We start from the raw sequence: 14966 nt of genomic DNA on the forward strand, positions 1-14966 counted from the left end.
TTCTCCCCCACAGTCTGGGGTTGGGGCGGGGGGGGTGGGGTAGGGGTGTGGGACGTAAAGCGAAGCAGTCCCACACCCCTACCCCGGAGGTCCGTCACCGCACCCCGACAGCCCCGCGCAGCGGCAACGCCCGCCGCAGGCGATAGAGCGAGGTCCCCGACGACGGGACAGCCGAAAACGTGGGAAGCCGGACTAACGCGGCGCGATGTCCCCGAACCCAGAGATCTCCCGCGGGCTACGGGCCCCGGGCCCGATATACCGGGCCGACGGCCGGACCAGTCGGCCCGTCCGCTTCTGTTCCAAGATGTGCGCACTCCACCCCGCCGTGCGGGCACACGTGAACATCGAGGTGAACATGTGCGCCGGGACCTCGGCGAAGTCGAGGACGATGGCGGCCCAGAATTCGACGTTGGTGGCCAGCACCCGGTCGGGGCGGCGGCTGCGGAGTTCCTGGAGGGCGGCCTTCTCCAGTGCCTCGGCGACCTCGAAGCGGGGGGCGCCCAGCTCCTGGGCGGTCCGCCGCAGCACCCGGGCGCGGGGGTCCTCGGCGCGGTAGACCCGGTGGCCGAAGCCCATCAGCCGGCCGCCCTTGTCCAGGGCCTGGCGGACGTAGGCCGACGCGTCGCCGGTCCGCTCGACGTCCTCGATCATGCCGAGGACGCGGGAGGGCGCACCACCGTGCAGCGGGCCGGACATCGCGCCGACCGCACCGGACAGCGCGGCCGCCACGTCCGCGCCGGTGGAGGCGATGGAGCGGGCGGTGAAGGTGGAGGGGTTCATGCCGTGCTCGGCGGCCGAGGTCCAGTAGGCGTCGACGGCCTTGACGTGCTGCGGGTCCGGCTCGCCGCGCCAGCGCCGCATGAAGCGCTCCACGATGGTCTCCGCCTTGTCGATCTCCTTCTGCGGCACCATCGGCAGGCCCGGCCCGCGGGCCGACTGGGCCACGTACGACAGCGCCATCACGGCGGCGCGGGCGAGGTCGTCCCGGGCCGTCCGCTCGTCGATGTCCAGCAGCGGTTTGAGGCCCCATACGGGCGCGAGCATGGCGAGCGCCGACTGCACATCGACCCGGATGTCACCGGAGTGCACCGGGATCGGGAAGGGCTCCGCGGGCGGCAGTCCGGGGTTGAACGCCCCGTCGACCAGCAGCCCCCAGACGTTTCCGAAGGACACCTTGCCGACGAGGTCTTCGATGTCCACACCGCGGTAGCGGAGCGAACCGCCTTCCTTATCCGGCTCGGCGATCTCCGTCTCGAACGCGATGATTCCTTCGAGCCCGGGTACGAAGTCGGACATCAGGCAGCTCCTCAAGATGGGGACGGCAAACGGTCCGTGACCAGCTGCCGTGCGGTCGAGTCTCTGGTGTGCGGTGCCGGTGCGGCTCCGCGGCTGCGCCGGCAGCTCGCGGTCCGTACCGGTCACCCCGGTGATGCCCCGCCAGGGCGTGGGTCACGCGAGGGTCGTGCCCGCGGTGGTCGGCCGCGGGCAGGCAGGTGCTGTGGTGCGCCCCGTCAGGCCGGACGGTCACGATAGCTCTCCCCGCCCGGGGGCCACAGGGGGCCTGCCCCTGATTGTGGCGGGTCCCTCACCTGCGCGGAGGGGTGCGACCCGCACACCGGTCGATCTGCTGTCGGGAGGGTTACGGCCGGTCGACGAGGGGCAGACTTCCGCCCCTCCCGGCTGACCGCGTCTGACCGGGTGTTGCAAGATGAGGCCGTGCACCCCGCCGACGCGCCTCATGCCGAGACCCCCGATCCCTCCTCCATGCGTGCCCACTACCGCGCCGAGGGACTCGTCGAGTCCGACCTCGCCGCCAGCCCGTACGACCAGTTCGCGCGCTGGTTCAAGGACGCGACCGTGGCCGGTCTGCACGAGCCGAACGCGATGGTCGTCTCGACCGTGGACCCGGCGGGCCGGCCGAGCTCACGGACCGTCCTGCTGAAGGCGTTCGACGACCGCGGCTTTGTGTTCTTCACGAACTACAACAGCCGGAAGGGGCGGGAACTGGCCGAAAATCCGGCCATCTCGCTGCTGTTCCCCTGGCACCCGCTCGCCCGTCAGGTCGTGGTGACCGGCACCGCGGAGCGCATCGGCCGGGACGAGACCGCCGCCTACTTCCGCACCCGCCCGCACGGCTCCCAGCTGGGCGCCTGGGCCAGCGACCAGTCCGCACGGGTCGGCTCGCGCGCGGAACTGGAGCGCGCCTACGAGGAATTGGCGGCCCGCTACCCGGAGGGCGAGCAGGTGCCGGCACCGCCCCACTGGGGCGGCTACCGGATCGCCGCCGAGACGATCGAGTTCTGGCAAGGCCGGCTCAACCGGCTGCACGACCGGCTGCGGTACGTGCGGGCGGGCGACGGCTGGAGTGTGGAGCGCCTGGCGCCCTGAGAGCGGGGCGCCCTGAGAGCGGGACGGCGCCGCCGGGTCGGTGCCCCGGCGCCGAGTGTGCGCCTGTTGTGTGCAGACGCAGACGCAGACGACCCGTGGGCTCGTTCCTCCGCGCTGGGTGGCGCGAAGGGCCGGTCGGACGAACCGGCAGCCCACGGGTCGGGTGACTGCTTGGGATTGGCCGGCTGCGCATCCGAGGATGCGCCGGTCCGGCGCTGCACTGCGGTGAAGCGACGGGCCGCTAGCCCGCAGCCACCTCACGCGTCCGGTGCGAAATCATCTGCCGAACCACCTCCCTTCTCGTGTGCTCAACACACTAGGAAGCCGTCCGGCCGCACACAAGGGAATTTCCCGTTGGCAACGATTTCCGCGAATCCCGTGTGCGCTGTGTCACGTTCCAGTTGAATGTTCCCAGGTGGAGCATGTGTGGCCGCGTTCGTGAGGGGTGCCAGTGACTGCTTCGTCAGCTTCTTCCGCCTCGTCGGCCTCGGCGCGCTGCGCCGCCGACGAGACCGAGGACTCGGGTCTGCTCGCCGCGCTCCTGGACGGTATGGACGCCGCGTTGGTCGCGTTCTCCGCGGACGGCACGGTCACGCACTGGAACCACGAGGCCGAGCGCATCCTGGGCTGGACCACCGCCGAGGCCGTCGGCCGTACGGGCCTGACCGGCTGGGCGGTCCGCAAGGAGGACGCCGACGGGATCGAGGCCGCACTGGCGGCCGCGATGCGCTCCCCGGGCCGCCAGGTCCATGAGTTCGCCCTGCTGACCAAGGACGGCCACCGCGTGCTCGTGCGCACCCAGTCCTCCGCGGTCCGCGCCCCCGGTGGCCGGGTCGCGGGGGTGTACTGCGCCTTCAGCGAGGTGCACACCCAGATGGATCTGGAGCGGTCCATCGCGCTCAGCGAGGCGCTGTTCGAGGACGCGTCGTGGGGCGTGGTGCTGATCGACGCCGATCTGCGGCCGGCGGTCGTCAACGCGCACGCCGCCCGCGCCCTGGGCGTGGGGCGCACGGCCCTGCTGGGCCGCCCCTTGGGCGAGCTGCTGGCGCAGGGCGTCGAGGAGCTGGAGTGCGCCCTTCAGCACGTGCTCGCCGAGGGCGCGCCGCCGGCCGTCAGCGAGCTGTGGGTGACGCTGCGCGCCGAGGAGGCCGAGGTGCCGCGCCGGTGCTGGCGCAGCGGCTTCGTCCGGCTGGCCTCCCCGCTGGCGGAGGAGCCGGTACCGCTGGGCGTGGCCTGGCTCTTCCAGGACGTCACGGACACCAAGCGGGCCGAGCAGGAGAACTCCCTGCTGCGCTTCCGTGCCCAGCAGCTCCACCGCGCCGGCCGGGCGGCCGCCGACTGCCCGGACCCGGCCGAGGCCGCCGCGGTCCACCTCGACTTCGCCCTGGCGGGCTTCGCGGACCACGGCCTGGTCGATCTCGCCACGACACCCGCGCCCGTACCGTTCGGGGCGGTCGCCGAGGGCGATGCGCTCGACGCGTACGAGGCGGTGGGCGCGATGGGTGCGGAGGCCGCGGCGGGGGGTGCCGAGCCGGGGGCCGCGTCCGGGGCCGGGGACGCCGCCGGCACCGGCACGGATGCCGGGCGCCGGGCGCCGGCGGGCGCGCCCCGGCTGGTGCGGGCGCTGGCGTCCCCGGCCGGTTCGCCCGGCCCGTCCGGGACGCCGGCGGCGACCGGCATTCCGGTGCCGTATATGCCGGGCCATCCGGCGATCCAGGCGTACGAGCGGCGCGGTTCGGTGCGTACGAGCGCCGGGCCCGCCTCGCCCGAGGGCTGGGCGGCCGCCCGTCGTTGGCCGGAGGGCACCGTGCACGGGCTGTGCGTGGTGCTGTGCAGCCGCGGCCGCCGGCTCGGCGTCGTGACCTTTCTGCGGGCGCCCACGCGCCGCCCGTTCGACCGCGCGGACGCGGACTACGCCGAGGAGGTCGCGGCCCGGATCGCGGCGGCCATGGACCTCGCGGGTGCGGCCTCGTGCTGAGCGTGCCGGCCGCTCACTGCCGGTAGAAGATCCGGTCCCTGTAGGCGCTCATCACCCCGGCGTTCCAGTCGTGACCGCCGTCGACGTTGCCGGAGCGCAGCAGCGGCGGTTGGATGCCCCGTTCGGCGAGGGTGCCCGCGGCCGTCGCCACCACGGCCTGCATGATCGCGCTGGTGACGACCGTGGAGGCGGGGGCGAACGGCGCGTCGATGCCCTTCAGCGTCAGCTCCGCGTCCCCGACCGGGATCCGGCTGTCCAGCACGAGATCGCAGTGGTCCTTGAGGAAGTCCCCGGAGACGTGCCGGGACGTGGTCGCCGCCGCGTACGCCACCGAGGTCACGCCGATGACCTTGATGCCGAGGGCGCGGGCGTGCCGGGCCATTTCGACGGGCAGTGCGTTGCGCCCGGAGAGCGAGATGATCACCAGCACATCGCCCGGCTCCAGCGGGCTGGTGTCCAATACGGCCCCGGCCAGCCCGTCGACCCGCTCCAGCGCGCTGCCCAGGGTCGCGGGCCGCACGTCCACGCCGACCACGCCCGGGACGGACAGCAGATTCATGACCGCCAGGCCGCCCGCGCGGTAGACCGTGTCCTGGGCGGGGAGCGAGGAGTGCCCGGCACCGAAGGAGAAGACCCGGCCGCCCGCGGCGACGGTGTCCGCGATCAGCGTGCCGGCGGCGGTGATCCGGTCGCCCTCCTCGTCGCGGACCCGCCGCAGCAGGTCGATCGCGGCGTCGAAGTACTTCCCGGCCAGCCGGTCGCTCCGGTCGCTCTCAGCCATGGCCGCGGGCCCCTCTCATCGGATCTCGGCGCATTTGATCAGTGGCGCGGATCACGTTGCGGTCTGGACCAGTGCCCTGTCAATACGGCCGGGAGGGACCGGGGGGCGGACGAGGCGGCACCGTTGTCGGTGGGATGCGTCAGAATTGAGTCCAGGGCCACCGCACCACACATCGAGGGGCACGCATGTCCGGACTGATCGACACCACGGAGATGTATCTCCGCACCATCCTCGAGCTGGAAGAGGAGGGTGTGGTGCCCATGCGCGCCCGCATCGCGGAGCGGCTCGAACAGAGCGGCCCGACGGTGAGCCAGACGGTGGCGCGCATGGAGCGAGACGGCCTGCTTCAGGTCGCGGGCGACCGGCATCTGGAGCTGACGGAGGAGGGCCGCCGGCTGGCGACGCGGGTGATGCGCAAGCACCGCCTCGCCGAGTGCCTGCTCGTCGACGTCATCGGGCTCGAATGGGAGCAGGTCCACGCCGAGGCGTGCCGCTGGGAGCATGTGATGAGCGAGGCGGTCGAGCGCCGCGTCGTGGAGCTGCTGCGGCACCCGACGGAGTCCCCGTACGGCAACCCCATCCCGGGGCTGGAGGAGCTGGGCGAGAAGACCGGGGGCGACCCGTTCCTGGACGCCGGCATGGTGAGCCTGATGGATCTGGACGCCGGGGCCGACGGGAAGACCGCCGTGGTGCGCCGGATCGGTGAGCCGATCCAGGCGGACGCCCAGCTGATGTACACGCTGCGGCGGGCCGGTGTGCAGCCGGGCGCGGTGGTGAGCGTGACGGAGTCGCCGGCCGGGGTGCTGGTCGGCAGCAGCGGCGAGGCCGCCGAGCTGGACTCCGAGATCGCCTCGCATGTCTTCGTCGCCAAGCGCTGACATCGCTTTCGGCCGGTTTCCTTTTCGCGCTTCCGCCCATAGCTCGTCCCGAGCCCGCTGAGCTGCGCCGACGCGCCGTTCGGCGGGCTCGGCGCGTTCCGTCCCGCTGAACGGACTTGTGCGAATCCGTGCGATACGGCCGGTCTCGTGCCACCCTGACGCATGGCCATGCATCGGCCTGTCCTGGCCAGGGAGGGGGCTCGGATGCATCCACGTATTTGGGAGACAGTCAGGGCCCCGGCGCTGCGAGCAGCCGGGGCCCTGCCTCCCCATGTCCCCCACCCCAGACCCGGAGCCCCGAGCTCCCAGGGTCTGTCCCCACGGGCCCCCTTCCCGGTAGGGCCCGCCTCCCGGCAGATGTCTCCCCGTGGCGGGCGCGGCCAATCCTTGAGCGAGGTCACTCGAACGAGGGGTGTTCCGCGTCGGAACGGTGCGTTCGAATAGGGGTTCGATAGTGTGGTGCTGCGCAAGGGACGATTGGGGGTGCCAGGGCACATGGTGCGGCGCATCGATGTAGCAGGGGCCGGCGGCGTGCGGCTCGCCGCCTGGGAGTTCACCGACCCGCCCAAGAGCGGCGGCGGGCTGGAGGAGGGCGAGCAGCGGCCGGGCGTGCTGCTGCTCCATGGCCTGATGGGGCGCGCCTCGCACTGGGCGGCCACCGCACGCCGCCTGAGTGCCCGTCACCGCCCGGTCGCGCTGGATCAGCGGGGCCACGGCCGCAGCGAGAAGCCCGCCGAGGGGCCGTACGACCGCGAGGCATACGTCGATGACGCCATCGCCGCCATCGAGCAGCTCGGCCTCGCCCCGGTCGCCCTCGTCGGGCATGCCATGGGCGCCCTGACGGCCTGGCAGTTAGCGGCCCGAAGGCCGGATCTGGTCAGTGCGCTGGTCATCTGCGATATGCGGGCCTCGGCCCTCGGCGCGGCCTCACAGCGCGAATGGACCGAGTGGTTCCGGTCCTGGCCGGTGCCGTTCGCCACCCTCGCGGATGTCCGTAAGTGGTTCGGCGAGGACGATCCGACCCTGGAGCGGCCCAGACCCGCCCGTGGGGAATTCTTCGCCGAGGTGATGGCCGAGCGCGCCGACGGCTGGCGGCCCGTCTTCTCCCGTCGGCAGATGCTCAGCGCCCGGGAGACCTGGGTGCATGACGCCCACTGGGAGGAGCTCGCCCAGGTGCCGTGCCCGGCCCTCGTGGTCCGCGGCCTCGATGCCGAACTCGGCCGCGCCGAGGCCCAGGAGATGGTCCGGGTGCTGCCCCGCGGCGCCTATGCCGAGATCCCCGACGCCGGACACCTGCTCCCGTGGGAACAGCCCGACGCCTGGTGCGCCGCCATCGAACCGTTTCTCCATGCGGCCACGATGCCGGCGTAGGGCGTGTCCGCACGGTCCCGTCGTTCGCCCGTAGGGCGGGGCTTTGCGGACGCGCCCTAAGGGCCCTCTGCCGTGCGCCACGGCCCCGAGGGCGTGGCGCACGGCATCCGGCCTGCCGTCGGCTCAGCCGGCGTTGTCGAACTTCCAGATCAGCGGCGAGCCGCTCTGGCCCTCACCCGCCCAGTGGACCTCCACGGACTTCGTGCCCTTGGGGATCATGTAGGTCTGGCAGATGGTGTGGCTCTGCCCGGCCTTCCAGTTCTCGATGTCCAGGGCGTCCTCGCAGCCCGGACCGTCCTCGGCGGCACCGATGAGCAGGCCGCCGCGCTGGCCGTCCGCGTAGATCTCGGACTCGTCGGCCACGTCGGGCGATTCCTTGACGACACCGCCGCCCTTGTTCGTGTACTTCACCCAGGCGGTGGCCGCCACCAGCCCCTTGGCCCGCTTCGGGTCCGAGACCAGCTTCTTGGTCTCGGCCTCGGTGCCCACATGCACCTTCTGCGCGGCGACCTCGTAAGTGATGGTCCCGCTCTCTTCTTTGAACTTCCCCGTACCACCCTGACCGGGCTTCAGTTCACCGCTGTCCGCCGGGGCCGACGATCCCTTTTCCGTCTTGGGCGCGTCGTCGGCGGTGGTGGTGCTCTTCTTCTTGCCGCCGCAGGCGGTCAGTGCCAGCGCCAGTACGGCGACGGGCGCGGCGGCGCGCAGCAAAGCGGTCTTCTTGTGCAGCACAGCATTCTCCTGACAGACGTTTCCCCCGTCGCACCATTCAGTGCCCATGGATGCGTGAACGGCCCCATGGGTGTGCGAACGGCTGTGTCAGCGGAGCATAGGAGGGGGCTTTCGGATTTGTCGAAACATTGCCGTGCGAGGGGCCCGGGACCGTCACCGGTGATTCGCGTGAAATTCCCGAAAAAGCTGGGGTGTTCTGCCGGGCGTTTGTCCAATTGGCGGTGAATTCCATGTGATTGATGTGCGGCATTGATTGCGGGAGAAATATTTGAGGGGGCGGGGGCGGGGGCGGGGGCAGGTGCGGGGGCGGCTGGGGGGCGGCTGTCGGTTTACGGCTGCGGGTTGCGGGCCTCCGGCTGCCGACTGCGGGTTGCCGGCTTCTGGCTTCCGGCGGTGGGTTGCCGGCGGTGGCGGGCTGCCGGCGGTTGCGCAGTGCGGGCGGCGTGGGGGCACGGGCCGGCGGGCGATGGTGGTGTGCGGGCGGCGTGTGGACACAGGCCGGCGGGCCGTGGCGGGCTGTGGGCAGCGCGGGTGGCACCGGTCGGGGGGCGCGCTGCCGTGCGTCATGCCGACGGCGTGGGTGACCGAGCCGGGAACCGTGGGCCGGGCCGGGTCAGTCCTGGGTGCGGGTGAAGTCGCCGCGCTGGACCCGTCCGGCGAGCGAGTCGTCGGTGCCGCTCAGCAGGGAGCCGTAGCCGGTGGCCGCCCAGAGGCTGTCCTCGGCGGGGACCTCGAAGTACGGCACCGGGCGGCCGTCCTGCCGGTCGGTCAGCACCTCCGGGGCACGCCGGGTGCGTATCGCGCGCAGACAGGTCTCGCAGGCGGCCACCCGCAGTTGCTCGCGCCGGCCCAGTGGCCGCCAGGGTATGCGGCGGACGGCCGGGCCGTGCAGGGGATGGAAGAAGCACAGCGGGAGCGCCTCCGCGGCCCCGGAGAGGGCCGCCCGGCCCTCGGCGACCAGCGCGAACACCCCTGCCAGGTCCGGGACTCCACGCGCCCGGTCCAGGACCGTGCCGGCCGCGGTATACGCGTCGAGTGCCCGCTCGACCGCTGCCGGGGCGCCCTGCGCGGTGCGCGACTCCTCGCCCAGCCGGACGACCTCCTCGGCGGCCCGGTCCCGCAGCTCCGCCTCGTCCGCCTGCCGGGCGGCGGCGAAGACCGAGCGCGGCAGCGCGAACGGTGTCGAGAGGTCCCGCAGCCGCGACCGGCGCCGCAGCAACAGCCCGACCGCGGCCAGCAACAGCACCGGCCCGACGACGAGCGACAGCAGCCGCACGAGAGGGGAGCCGGGCCCGGACGCGTCCTTCGCGCCCGCGCCGTCCGCCGTGGTCCGCGTCGGCGTTGGGGCACCGAGATCGGCGGTGGCCCGCTCGTACACCGCATCGCCGTTACCGGCCTCGATGATGTCGATCGCGCGGGCGACCCGCTTCGCCGGGCCCGCGCCCCGCATGTCCTTCTGGAAGAAGACCGCGGCGGCGGCGTGGAACGCCTGATGCGTGCCCGAGGGCCATTCGCGGGCGGAGATGTCATCGGGCTGGTCCCCGAGGGTGATGAGGATGGCGGGGCCGCCGCCCATCCGGTCATGGACCACCTCGGCGAGCTGCTCCGGCTTGCCGCCCCAGCTGTCGCCCTCGACCAGCGGTACCAGCGCGACCCGGATCGGCAGATGGGTCCGCCGGATCCGCGCGGCCAGCTCCCGCTGCTGTTCCGCGTCGATGGCCGAGGTCAGGGATGGGTCGACATGGACGGGGGAGTGGCGCAGCGCGTCGGCGATCTTCTGCCCCGGGCTCTCGGCGGCCGCGGCGGGCGCCGCGGTGCCGCACAGCAGCGCGGCGGACGCGACGCCGACGGCGAGGGCCCTGCGCAGCCGGCGGGTGGTGGCGGCCCGCTGCGGGCCGGCGGGGTGGAGGAGGTCAGTGCACACCGAAGTACTCCCGTACATCGCGGGTGAGTTGATCGATTCCGACGCCGTCGCCGAGCGCGGCCAGCGGTCCGGGCAGGGTGGCGTACGGGACGTATCCGCCGCGCTCGCCGCCCCCGGAGGAGCGCAGCCGCAACACCGGACCGGACGCCACCCGGCACGCCTCGCACACCGGCAGCGACCGCGCCGGACCGCCGTCGGCCGGCCGGGCCGTCGCGCGTCTGCGGGCCGCGCCGTGCAGCGGGTTGCGGTGGCAGACCTGCCGCGCGGCGGCCGGTTCCCCGAGCGCGGTCCGTCCGGCGCGGGCCAGCACCACGGCACAGGCAAGGCCGGCGGGGCCGGCGTCGGTGTCGATCCGGCCGTCGCTGTCGCCGTCGACCAGCAGCGCCGCGGCGTCCAGGCACTCCCAGGCCCGGCGCCGGGCCTCCTCGGACGGCGCGGCCGACGCCTCCAACGCGGCGGTGAGGGCGTCGAGATCCTGCCGGGCGGTGCGCCGCAGCCAGGAAAGCGTGGGCCTGTCCGGCGCCGCGGGTGCCGCGGCGCCGCCCGCTCCCGAGGTCGCCGGCCTCCCGCGCCGTATCAGCCGGCGGGCGACGGCACGGGCCGCCGCCACCAGCCCGAAGACCAGTCCCGCGGCGAACGTGCCGATCACCATGCCGGGTTCGAAGTCCCCGGTGAACAGACCGGGCAGCGCCTTCTCCTCGACCGGGTCGGCGGCGGGCGGCGGGTCATAGGGCCTGCCGCCCGTCTTGGCCCGCGGGGCCTTGCCGAGATACGTGAGCAGCTCGTCCAGATGACGGCCCAGCTGTTCCTCGGCGGGCCCGGTGTAGGTGAGGTCGCGCGGGCGGTCGACGAGATAGCTGTCATCGACGCGGGTGCTGTAGTTGACGAGTTCGATACCGCCGGTCGCCGGGTCGGCGAACACCATCAGGGCATCGCGCCGCAGCCGGTCGTGCAACTCCTTGGCCAGCAGCTCCGTGCTGCCCCCGGACTCGTCGTCCGGCGGGGTGGGCAGGGCGGCGATCACCACCGGAACGTCCAGCTCCCGCAGCCGCTTGCGGAGCCGGTCGCGCTCGGCGGCGTCCAGCGTGGACCGGCTCTCCGGGTCGAGGTAGAGCGGGTCGCGGCGCAGCCCGGCGGACACCCGGTCGATCCGGGCCCGCATATCGGCGGCCGTGGGACGGGAGCCGTCGCCACTGGTCGTGTCGTCGAAGATCTGGGACGCCGTGAAGGCGATCAGTCCGCCCAGCACGGCGGCACCCGCCATCAGGGGCAGCAGCCGCGCGCGGGGGAACGGACCGGGACCGGCGCCCGGCCGCCGCCGGGCGCCGCCCGCAGTGTTGCCGGCCTTCATTCCCCCGCCGGACTTCTTGCCCCCACCCTGCGCACCACCGCGCGCCGCTGGTACGCGCGCCCCTCCGCCCGCCGCCGCGGCCTGCCACACCCGGCGCCGCTGGAGGGCATGGACCGTCACCAGCAGCACGGTCAGCGGAATGCCGAGGACGGCGATGCCCGTCACAAAGCTCTGGTTCTCGCGCTCGGTGGTGTCGGTGTGCAGACCGGGGCCGTCGTCGAGCCCCTCGTCCTCGTGTGCGGCGCGGGCCTCCTCGGCGCGCTGATGCGCCTGCCCGGAGGTGACCACCTCGACGAAGTGCCGGAACACCTCGCGCGGAGTGGCGTCGTACGGCATCGCGTACACCGCTTCCGAGACGGCGTCCGCCGTGCCGGGCAGGTCCACGCCGTAGGTCTGCGCCGCGTCCAGTCCCGTGTCGCTCAGGGCGACATACAGGCCCCGGCGCCCCAGCCGGTCATGGACACCGGCGAGCAGGCCGTCCGCCTCGGTGCCGTAGGAGGTGTGCGGCAGGACCATGACGTACGTCGGAACGCCCAGCCGCCGGGCCTCGCGGCCGAAGGCGGGCGCGGTCGAGCGGGGGACCTCGCGCGGGATCTGGTCGCTGACATAGACCGGGCTCTTGCGGAGCTGCGCGGCGAGGTACGCGTACTGCGTCGGCTCGTCGGGTGCGTCCGGGCCGGCCGGCGCCGCCCGCACCGCCCCGGCGCAGAACAGCACCGCCAACCAGCCCGTCACCAGCACCCATCCGGCGCGCCGCACCGCCCCCACCACCCCTCGTCCAGGTCGTGGATGACGCTACCGCCACCGCGCGCCGGCCGGTGCGGCCTGTGGATAACTCTCCGGCGCGGCCCCCGCGGCCCGGCCCGGCGAGGCCACCGGCGCCCGGTCCGGCGAGGCCACCGGCGCCCGGTCCGGCGAGGCAACCCGCGGCTCGGCCCGGCCCGGCCACCGCCGCCCGGCCCGCGCGCGCTCAGCCCTTGCTGACGGCCGCCAGAATCTCCGGCAGCCGCCGGGCGGCCCGCGGCGCCATCAGCCGCAGCCCCAGCTCCGCGATGCCCACGCCGTAGACCGCGCCGACCGGCAGCAGCACCCACAACAGATGGTGCAGACCGGCGACATGGAGCCAGATCGTCAGCGCCAGCAGCGGCGCGCACAGCACGGCACCCACCACGACCCCGCCGAAGAGGCTGAACCAGGCGATCGCGCCCTGTCCCGGTGCGACGTTCTTGTTGCCCTCCGAGGGGATCGAGTACGGGAAGACCACCGACGACATCGCCCCGGTGGCCAGCAGCGCGCCCAGCACCGCCAGCGAGAGCCCGTACACCTCCACGAAGGCCGACCACGGCCCGATGAGCGCCGCGCTGCCGACGACGACCAGCGTGACGTACGGGATGGCCACCAGCGCCAGCGCCAGCGCGCGGGCCCGCAGCTCCTGGTAGGCGTCGCGCGGGGTCGAGATCGTCGAGGCGACCATCCAGAACGCCGAGGTGTCCTGCCCGAACTGGTTGTACATCTGCATGCCGAGCAGCGTGGCCGCCGAGAACGCGGTGTAGATGCTGCCGTTGCCCTGCACGGCCGAGACGACCGGCACCAGCAGACCGACGCCGATCGCGGTCGCCCACGACATCTTCGACTTGGGGTCGCGCCAGCCGTAGCGCAGCGTACGGAGGATGACCGTGCCGGTGCGTCCGCGCGACAGCATCCGCGCAAGCCCCCGCTCCCCGCCGCCGGACCGCCGGGCGCTGTCCTTCTCCACCGCCTGGAGGGTGGAGGAGTCCGGTGACGTCATCAGGGTGGTCAGGGTGCGCTGCCACCACCACAGCAGCAGGACCAGCGCCAGCACCGTCAGCCCCAGCCCGGCCAGCGCCCGCCCGTACGCCCCGTGTCCGGCGTCGTCGACGGCGCCCACCGCCGAGACCGGCGGCACCCACCGCAGGATGTTGCCCAGCGGCTCCAGTACGGCCAAGCCGTCCGACCGCCCCAGTTTCTGGGCGGCGATATTGACGCCCTGGGCGCCGAGGGCGATGAACAGACCGCTCAGCACGGCGAGATCGCGGCCCCGCCGGCTGGTCAGCAGCCGCACCGAGGCGGTGGCGACCGCACGCGCCAGCGATACGCACACCAGCACCACCAGGACCACGGCCACCACACCGACGGCCGCGGCGGCCGGCCCGTCGGCGACCGCGATCACCGAGCCGGTCACCAGCGCGAGGGTGACGGCCGGGCCGATGCCCACGAGAGAGGCCACCAGCAGCGAGACGATCAGCGGCCGTGGCCGCAGCGGCAGCATGACCAGCCGGGTCGGATCGAGGGTCTCGTCGCTCGCCGGGAAGAACAGCGGCATCGCCGCCCAGCCCAGGGTGAGGATCCCGGTCAGCAGCACGACCAGCGCGCCGACATGGGCGTTGCCGCGCAGCGCGATCAGCCCCACGACGACACCCGAGGCGAACAGCAGGCCGACGAGGACGGAGGAGACATACGCCAGCGTGCGCCCGGTCGACTGGCGCAGCCCGTTGCGCAGCAGGCTCAGCTTCAGCCGCACGAAGACGGCGGTCAGGGACGGCGCGGCGGCCGGGCGTACGGCCGCCGCGGCGGATTCGGTGCTCATCGGGCGCCGCCACCGCCCAGCCAGTCCAGGTTCGCCGCCGCGCCGCGGTCACCCGCGCCGACGAGTTCCAGGAACGCGTCCTGAAGCGAGGGTGCCGCGCCGCGCACCTCCGCGAGCGGGCCGTCAGCCCGGATCTGCCCGGCGGCGATCACCGCGACCCAGTCACAGAGCGACTCGACCAGCTCCATCACATGGCTGGAGAAGATCACCGTCGCACCGGAGGTGGTGTAGCGCTCCAGTACGCCGCGGATCGTCTGCGCCGACACCGGGTCGACGCCTTCGAAGGGCTCGTCGAGGAAGAGGACCTCGGGGTTGTGCAGCAGCGCCGCGGCCAGCCCGATCTTCTTGCGCATACCGGTGGAGTAGTCCACCACCAGCTTGTGCTGCGCGCCGGCCAGATCGAGCACGTCCAGCAGCTGAGCGGCCCGCTGGTCGACCTCGTCGCCGGGCAGACCCCGCAACCGCCCTATGTAGCCGAGGAGTTCGCGGCCCGACAGCCGCTCGAAGAGCCGCAGTCCCTCGGGCAGCACCCCGATCCGGGACTTGACGGACACCGGGTCCTTCCAGACGTCGTGCCCGCCGATCTCGACCAGCCCGGCGTCCGGCCGCAGCAGGCCCGTCACCATGGAGAGGGTGGTGGTCTTGCCGGCGCCGTTGGGGCCGACCAGTCCGATGAAGCGGCCGGCGGGCAGCGTCAGATCGATGCCGTTGACGGCGATCTGCTCGCCGAACTTCTTCCACAGGCCCTGGACGCGGACGGCGGGCGGACCGGCCGCGCCGCCCCCGGTGGCCGCGGCCGGCCCGCCCGGAGAAGTGGCCGTGGTGCGCTGCGGCGGTGCCGAGGCGCCCCGCTCCTCGATGTGTTCCGGCTCGTTCGCCACCGGTCCTGCCCTTCGACGTCCCCGCAGGGGCCGGTCCCGACCCCCGTCCGGCATCCCACGATACGGGCGGATTC

General features: G+C 73.4%; 11 protein-coding genes. 4 read left to right on the forward strand and 7 right to left on the reverse strand.

All coding sequences use genetic code 11. From position 1 onward, the window contains the following. Window positions 1-192: 192 nt before the first annotated feature. Window positions 193-1296 (reverse strand): citrate synthase 2, encoded by a 1104-nt coding sequence (locus ACFWJW_RS00005; RefSeq protein ID WP_387232486.1) that lies wholly within the window; start codon window positions 1294-1296, stop codon window positions 193-195. 468 nt (window positions 1297-1764) lie between these two features. Between ACFWJW_RS00005 and pdxH the strand changes: the two genes are divergently transcribed. Both pdxH and ACFWJW_RS00015 read left to right on the forward strand, forming a co-directional pair. Next, complete coding sequence (pdxH, locus tag ACFWJW_RS00010) at window positions 1765-2388, forward strand: pyridoxamine 5'-phosphate oxidase (RefSeq protein WP_387233398.1); 624 nt, start codon at window positions 1765-1767, stop codon at window positions 2386-2388. 451 nt (window positions 2389-2839) lie between these two features. After that, complete coding sequence (locus ACFWJW_RS00015; RefSeq protein ID WP_387232489.1) at window positions 2840-4366, forward strand: PAS domain-containing protein; 1527 nt, start codon at window positions 2840-2842, stop codon at window positions 4364-4366. Between the two features lie 13 nt (window positions 4367-4379). Here ACFWJW_RS00015 and ACFWJW_RS00020 read toward each other — a convergent pair whose 3' ends face one another. Beyond that, window positions 4380-5147: an SIS domain-containing protein gene (locus ACFWJW_RS00020; protein ID WP_387232492.1), complete on the reverse strand. Its 768-nt coding sequence runs from the start codon at window positions 5145-5147 to the stop codon at window positions 4380-4382. A gap of 185 nt (window positions 5148-5332) precedes the next feature. Between ACFWJW_RS00020 and ACFWJW_RS00025 the strand changes: the two genes are divergently transcribed. Together ACFWJW_RS00025 and ACFWJW_RS00030 are read left to right on the forward strand one after the other, a co-directional pair. Further along, window positions 5333-6025, forward strand: coding sequence for a metal-dependent transcriptional regulator (locus tag ACFWJW_RS00025; RefSeq protein ID WP_042147339.1), 693 nt, complete (start codon window positions 5333-5335; stop codon window positions 6023-6025). 495 nt (window positions 6026-6520) lie between these two features. Beyond that, window positions 6521-7396, forward strand: a complete 876-nt coding sequence (locus ACFWJW_RS00030; protein WP_387232495.1) for an alpha/beta fold hydrolase — start codon at window positions 6521-6523, stop codon at window positions 7394-7396. Between the two features lie 123 nt (window positions 7397-7519). Here the strand turns inward: ACFWJW_RS00030 and ACFWJW_RS00035 are convergent, their stop codons facing one another. From ACFWJW_RS00035 to ACFWJW_RS00055, 5 genes are all read right to left on the reverse strand, one after another. Further along, window positions 7520-8125: a hypothetical protein gene (locus tag ACFWJW_RS00035; protein ID WP_387233401.1), complete on the reverse strand. Its 606-nt coding sequence runs from the start codon at window positions 8123-8125 to the stop codon at window positions 7520-7522. Window positions 8126-8741: 616 nt separating this feature from the next. Next, window positions 8742-10052, reverse strand: coding sequence for a hypothetical protein (locus ACFWJW_RS00040; protein WP_387232498.1), 1311 nt, complete (start codon window positions 10050-10052; stop codon window positions 8742-8744). Continuing rightward, entirely contained in the window at window positions 10042-12162 is a 2121-nt protein-coding gene (locus ACFWJW_RS00045) for a hypothetical protein (RefSeq protein WP_387232501.1), read from the reverse strand. The genes ACFWJW_RS00040 and ACFWJW_RS00045 overlap by 11 nt, the downstream gene beginning before the upstream one ends. 211 nt (window positions 12163-12373) lie before the next feature. Further along, complete coding sequence (locus ACFWJW_RS00050) at window positions 12374-14011, reverse strand: transporter (RefSeq protein ID WP_387232504.1); 1638 nt, start codon at window positions 14009-14011, stop codon at window positions 12374-12376. Further along, window positions 14008-14892 (reverse strand): ABC transporter ATP-binding protein, encoded by an 885-nt coding sequence (locus ACFWJW_RS00055; RefSeq protein WP_387232507.1) that lies wholly within the window; start codon window positions 14890-14892, stop codon window positions 14008-14010. The genes ACFWJW_RS00050 and ACFWJW_RS00055 overlap by 4 nt, the downstream gene beginning before the upstream one ends. Window positions 14893-14966 lie beyond the last annotated feature (74 nt).

Origin of the sequence: Streptomyces sp. NPDC127097, assembly GCF_042724075.1 — a bacterium.
Classification (GTDB): domain Bacteria; phylum Actinomycetota; class Actinomycetes; order Streptomycetales; family Streptomycetaceae; genus Streptomyces.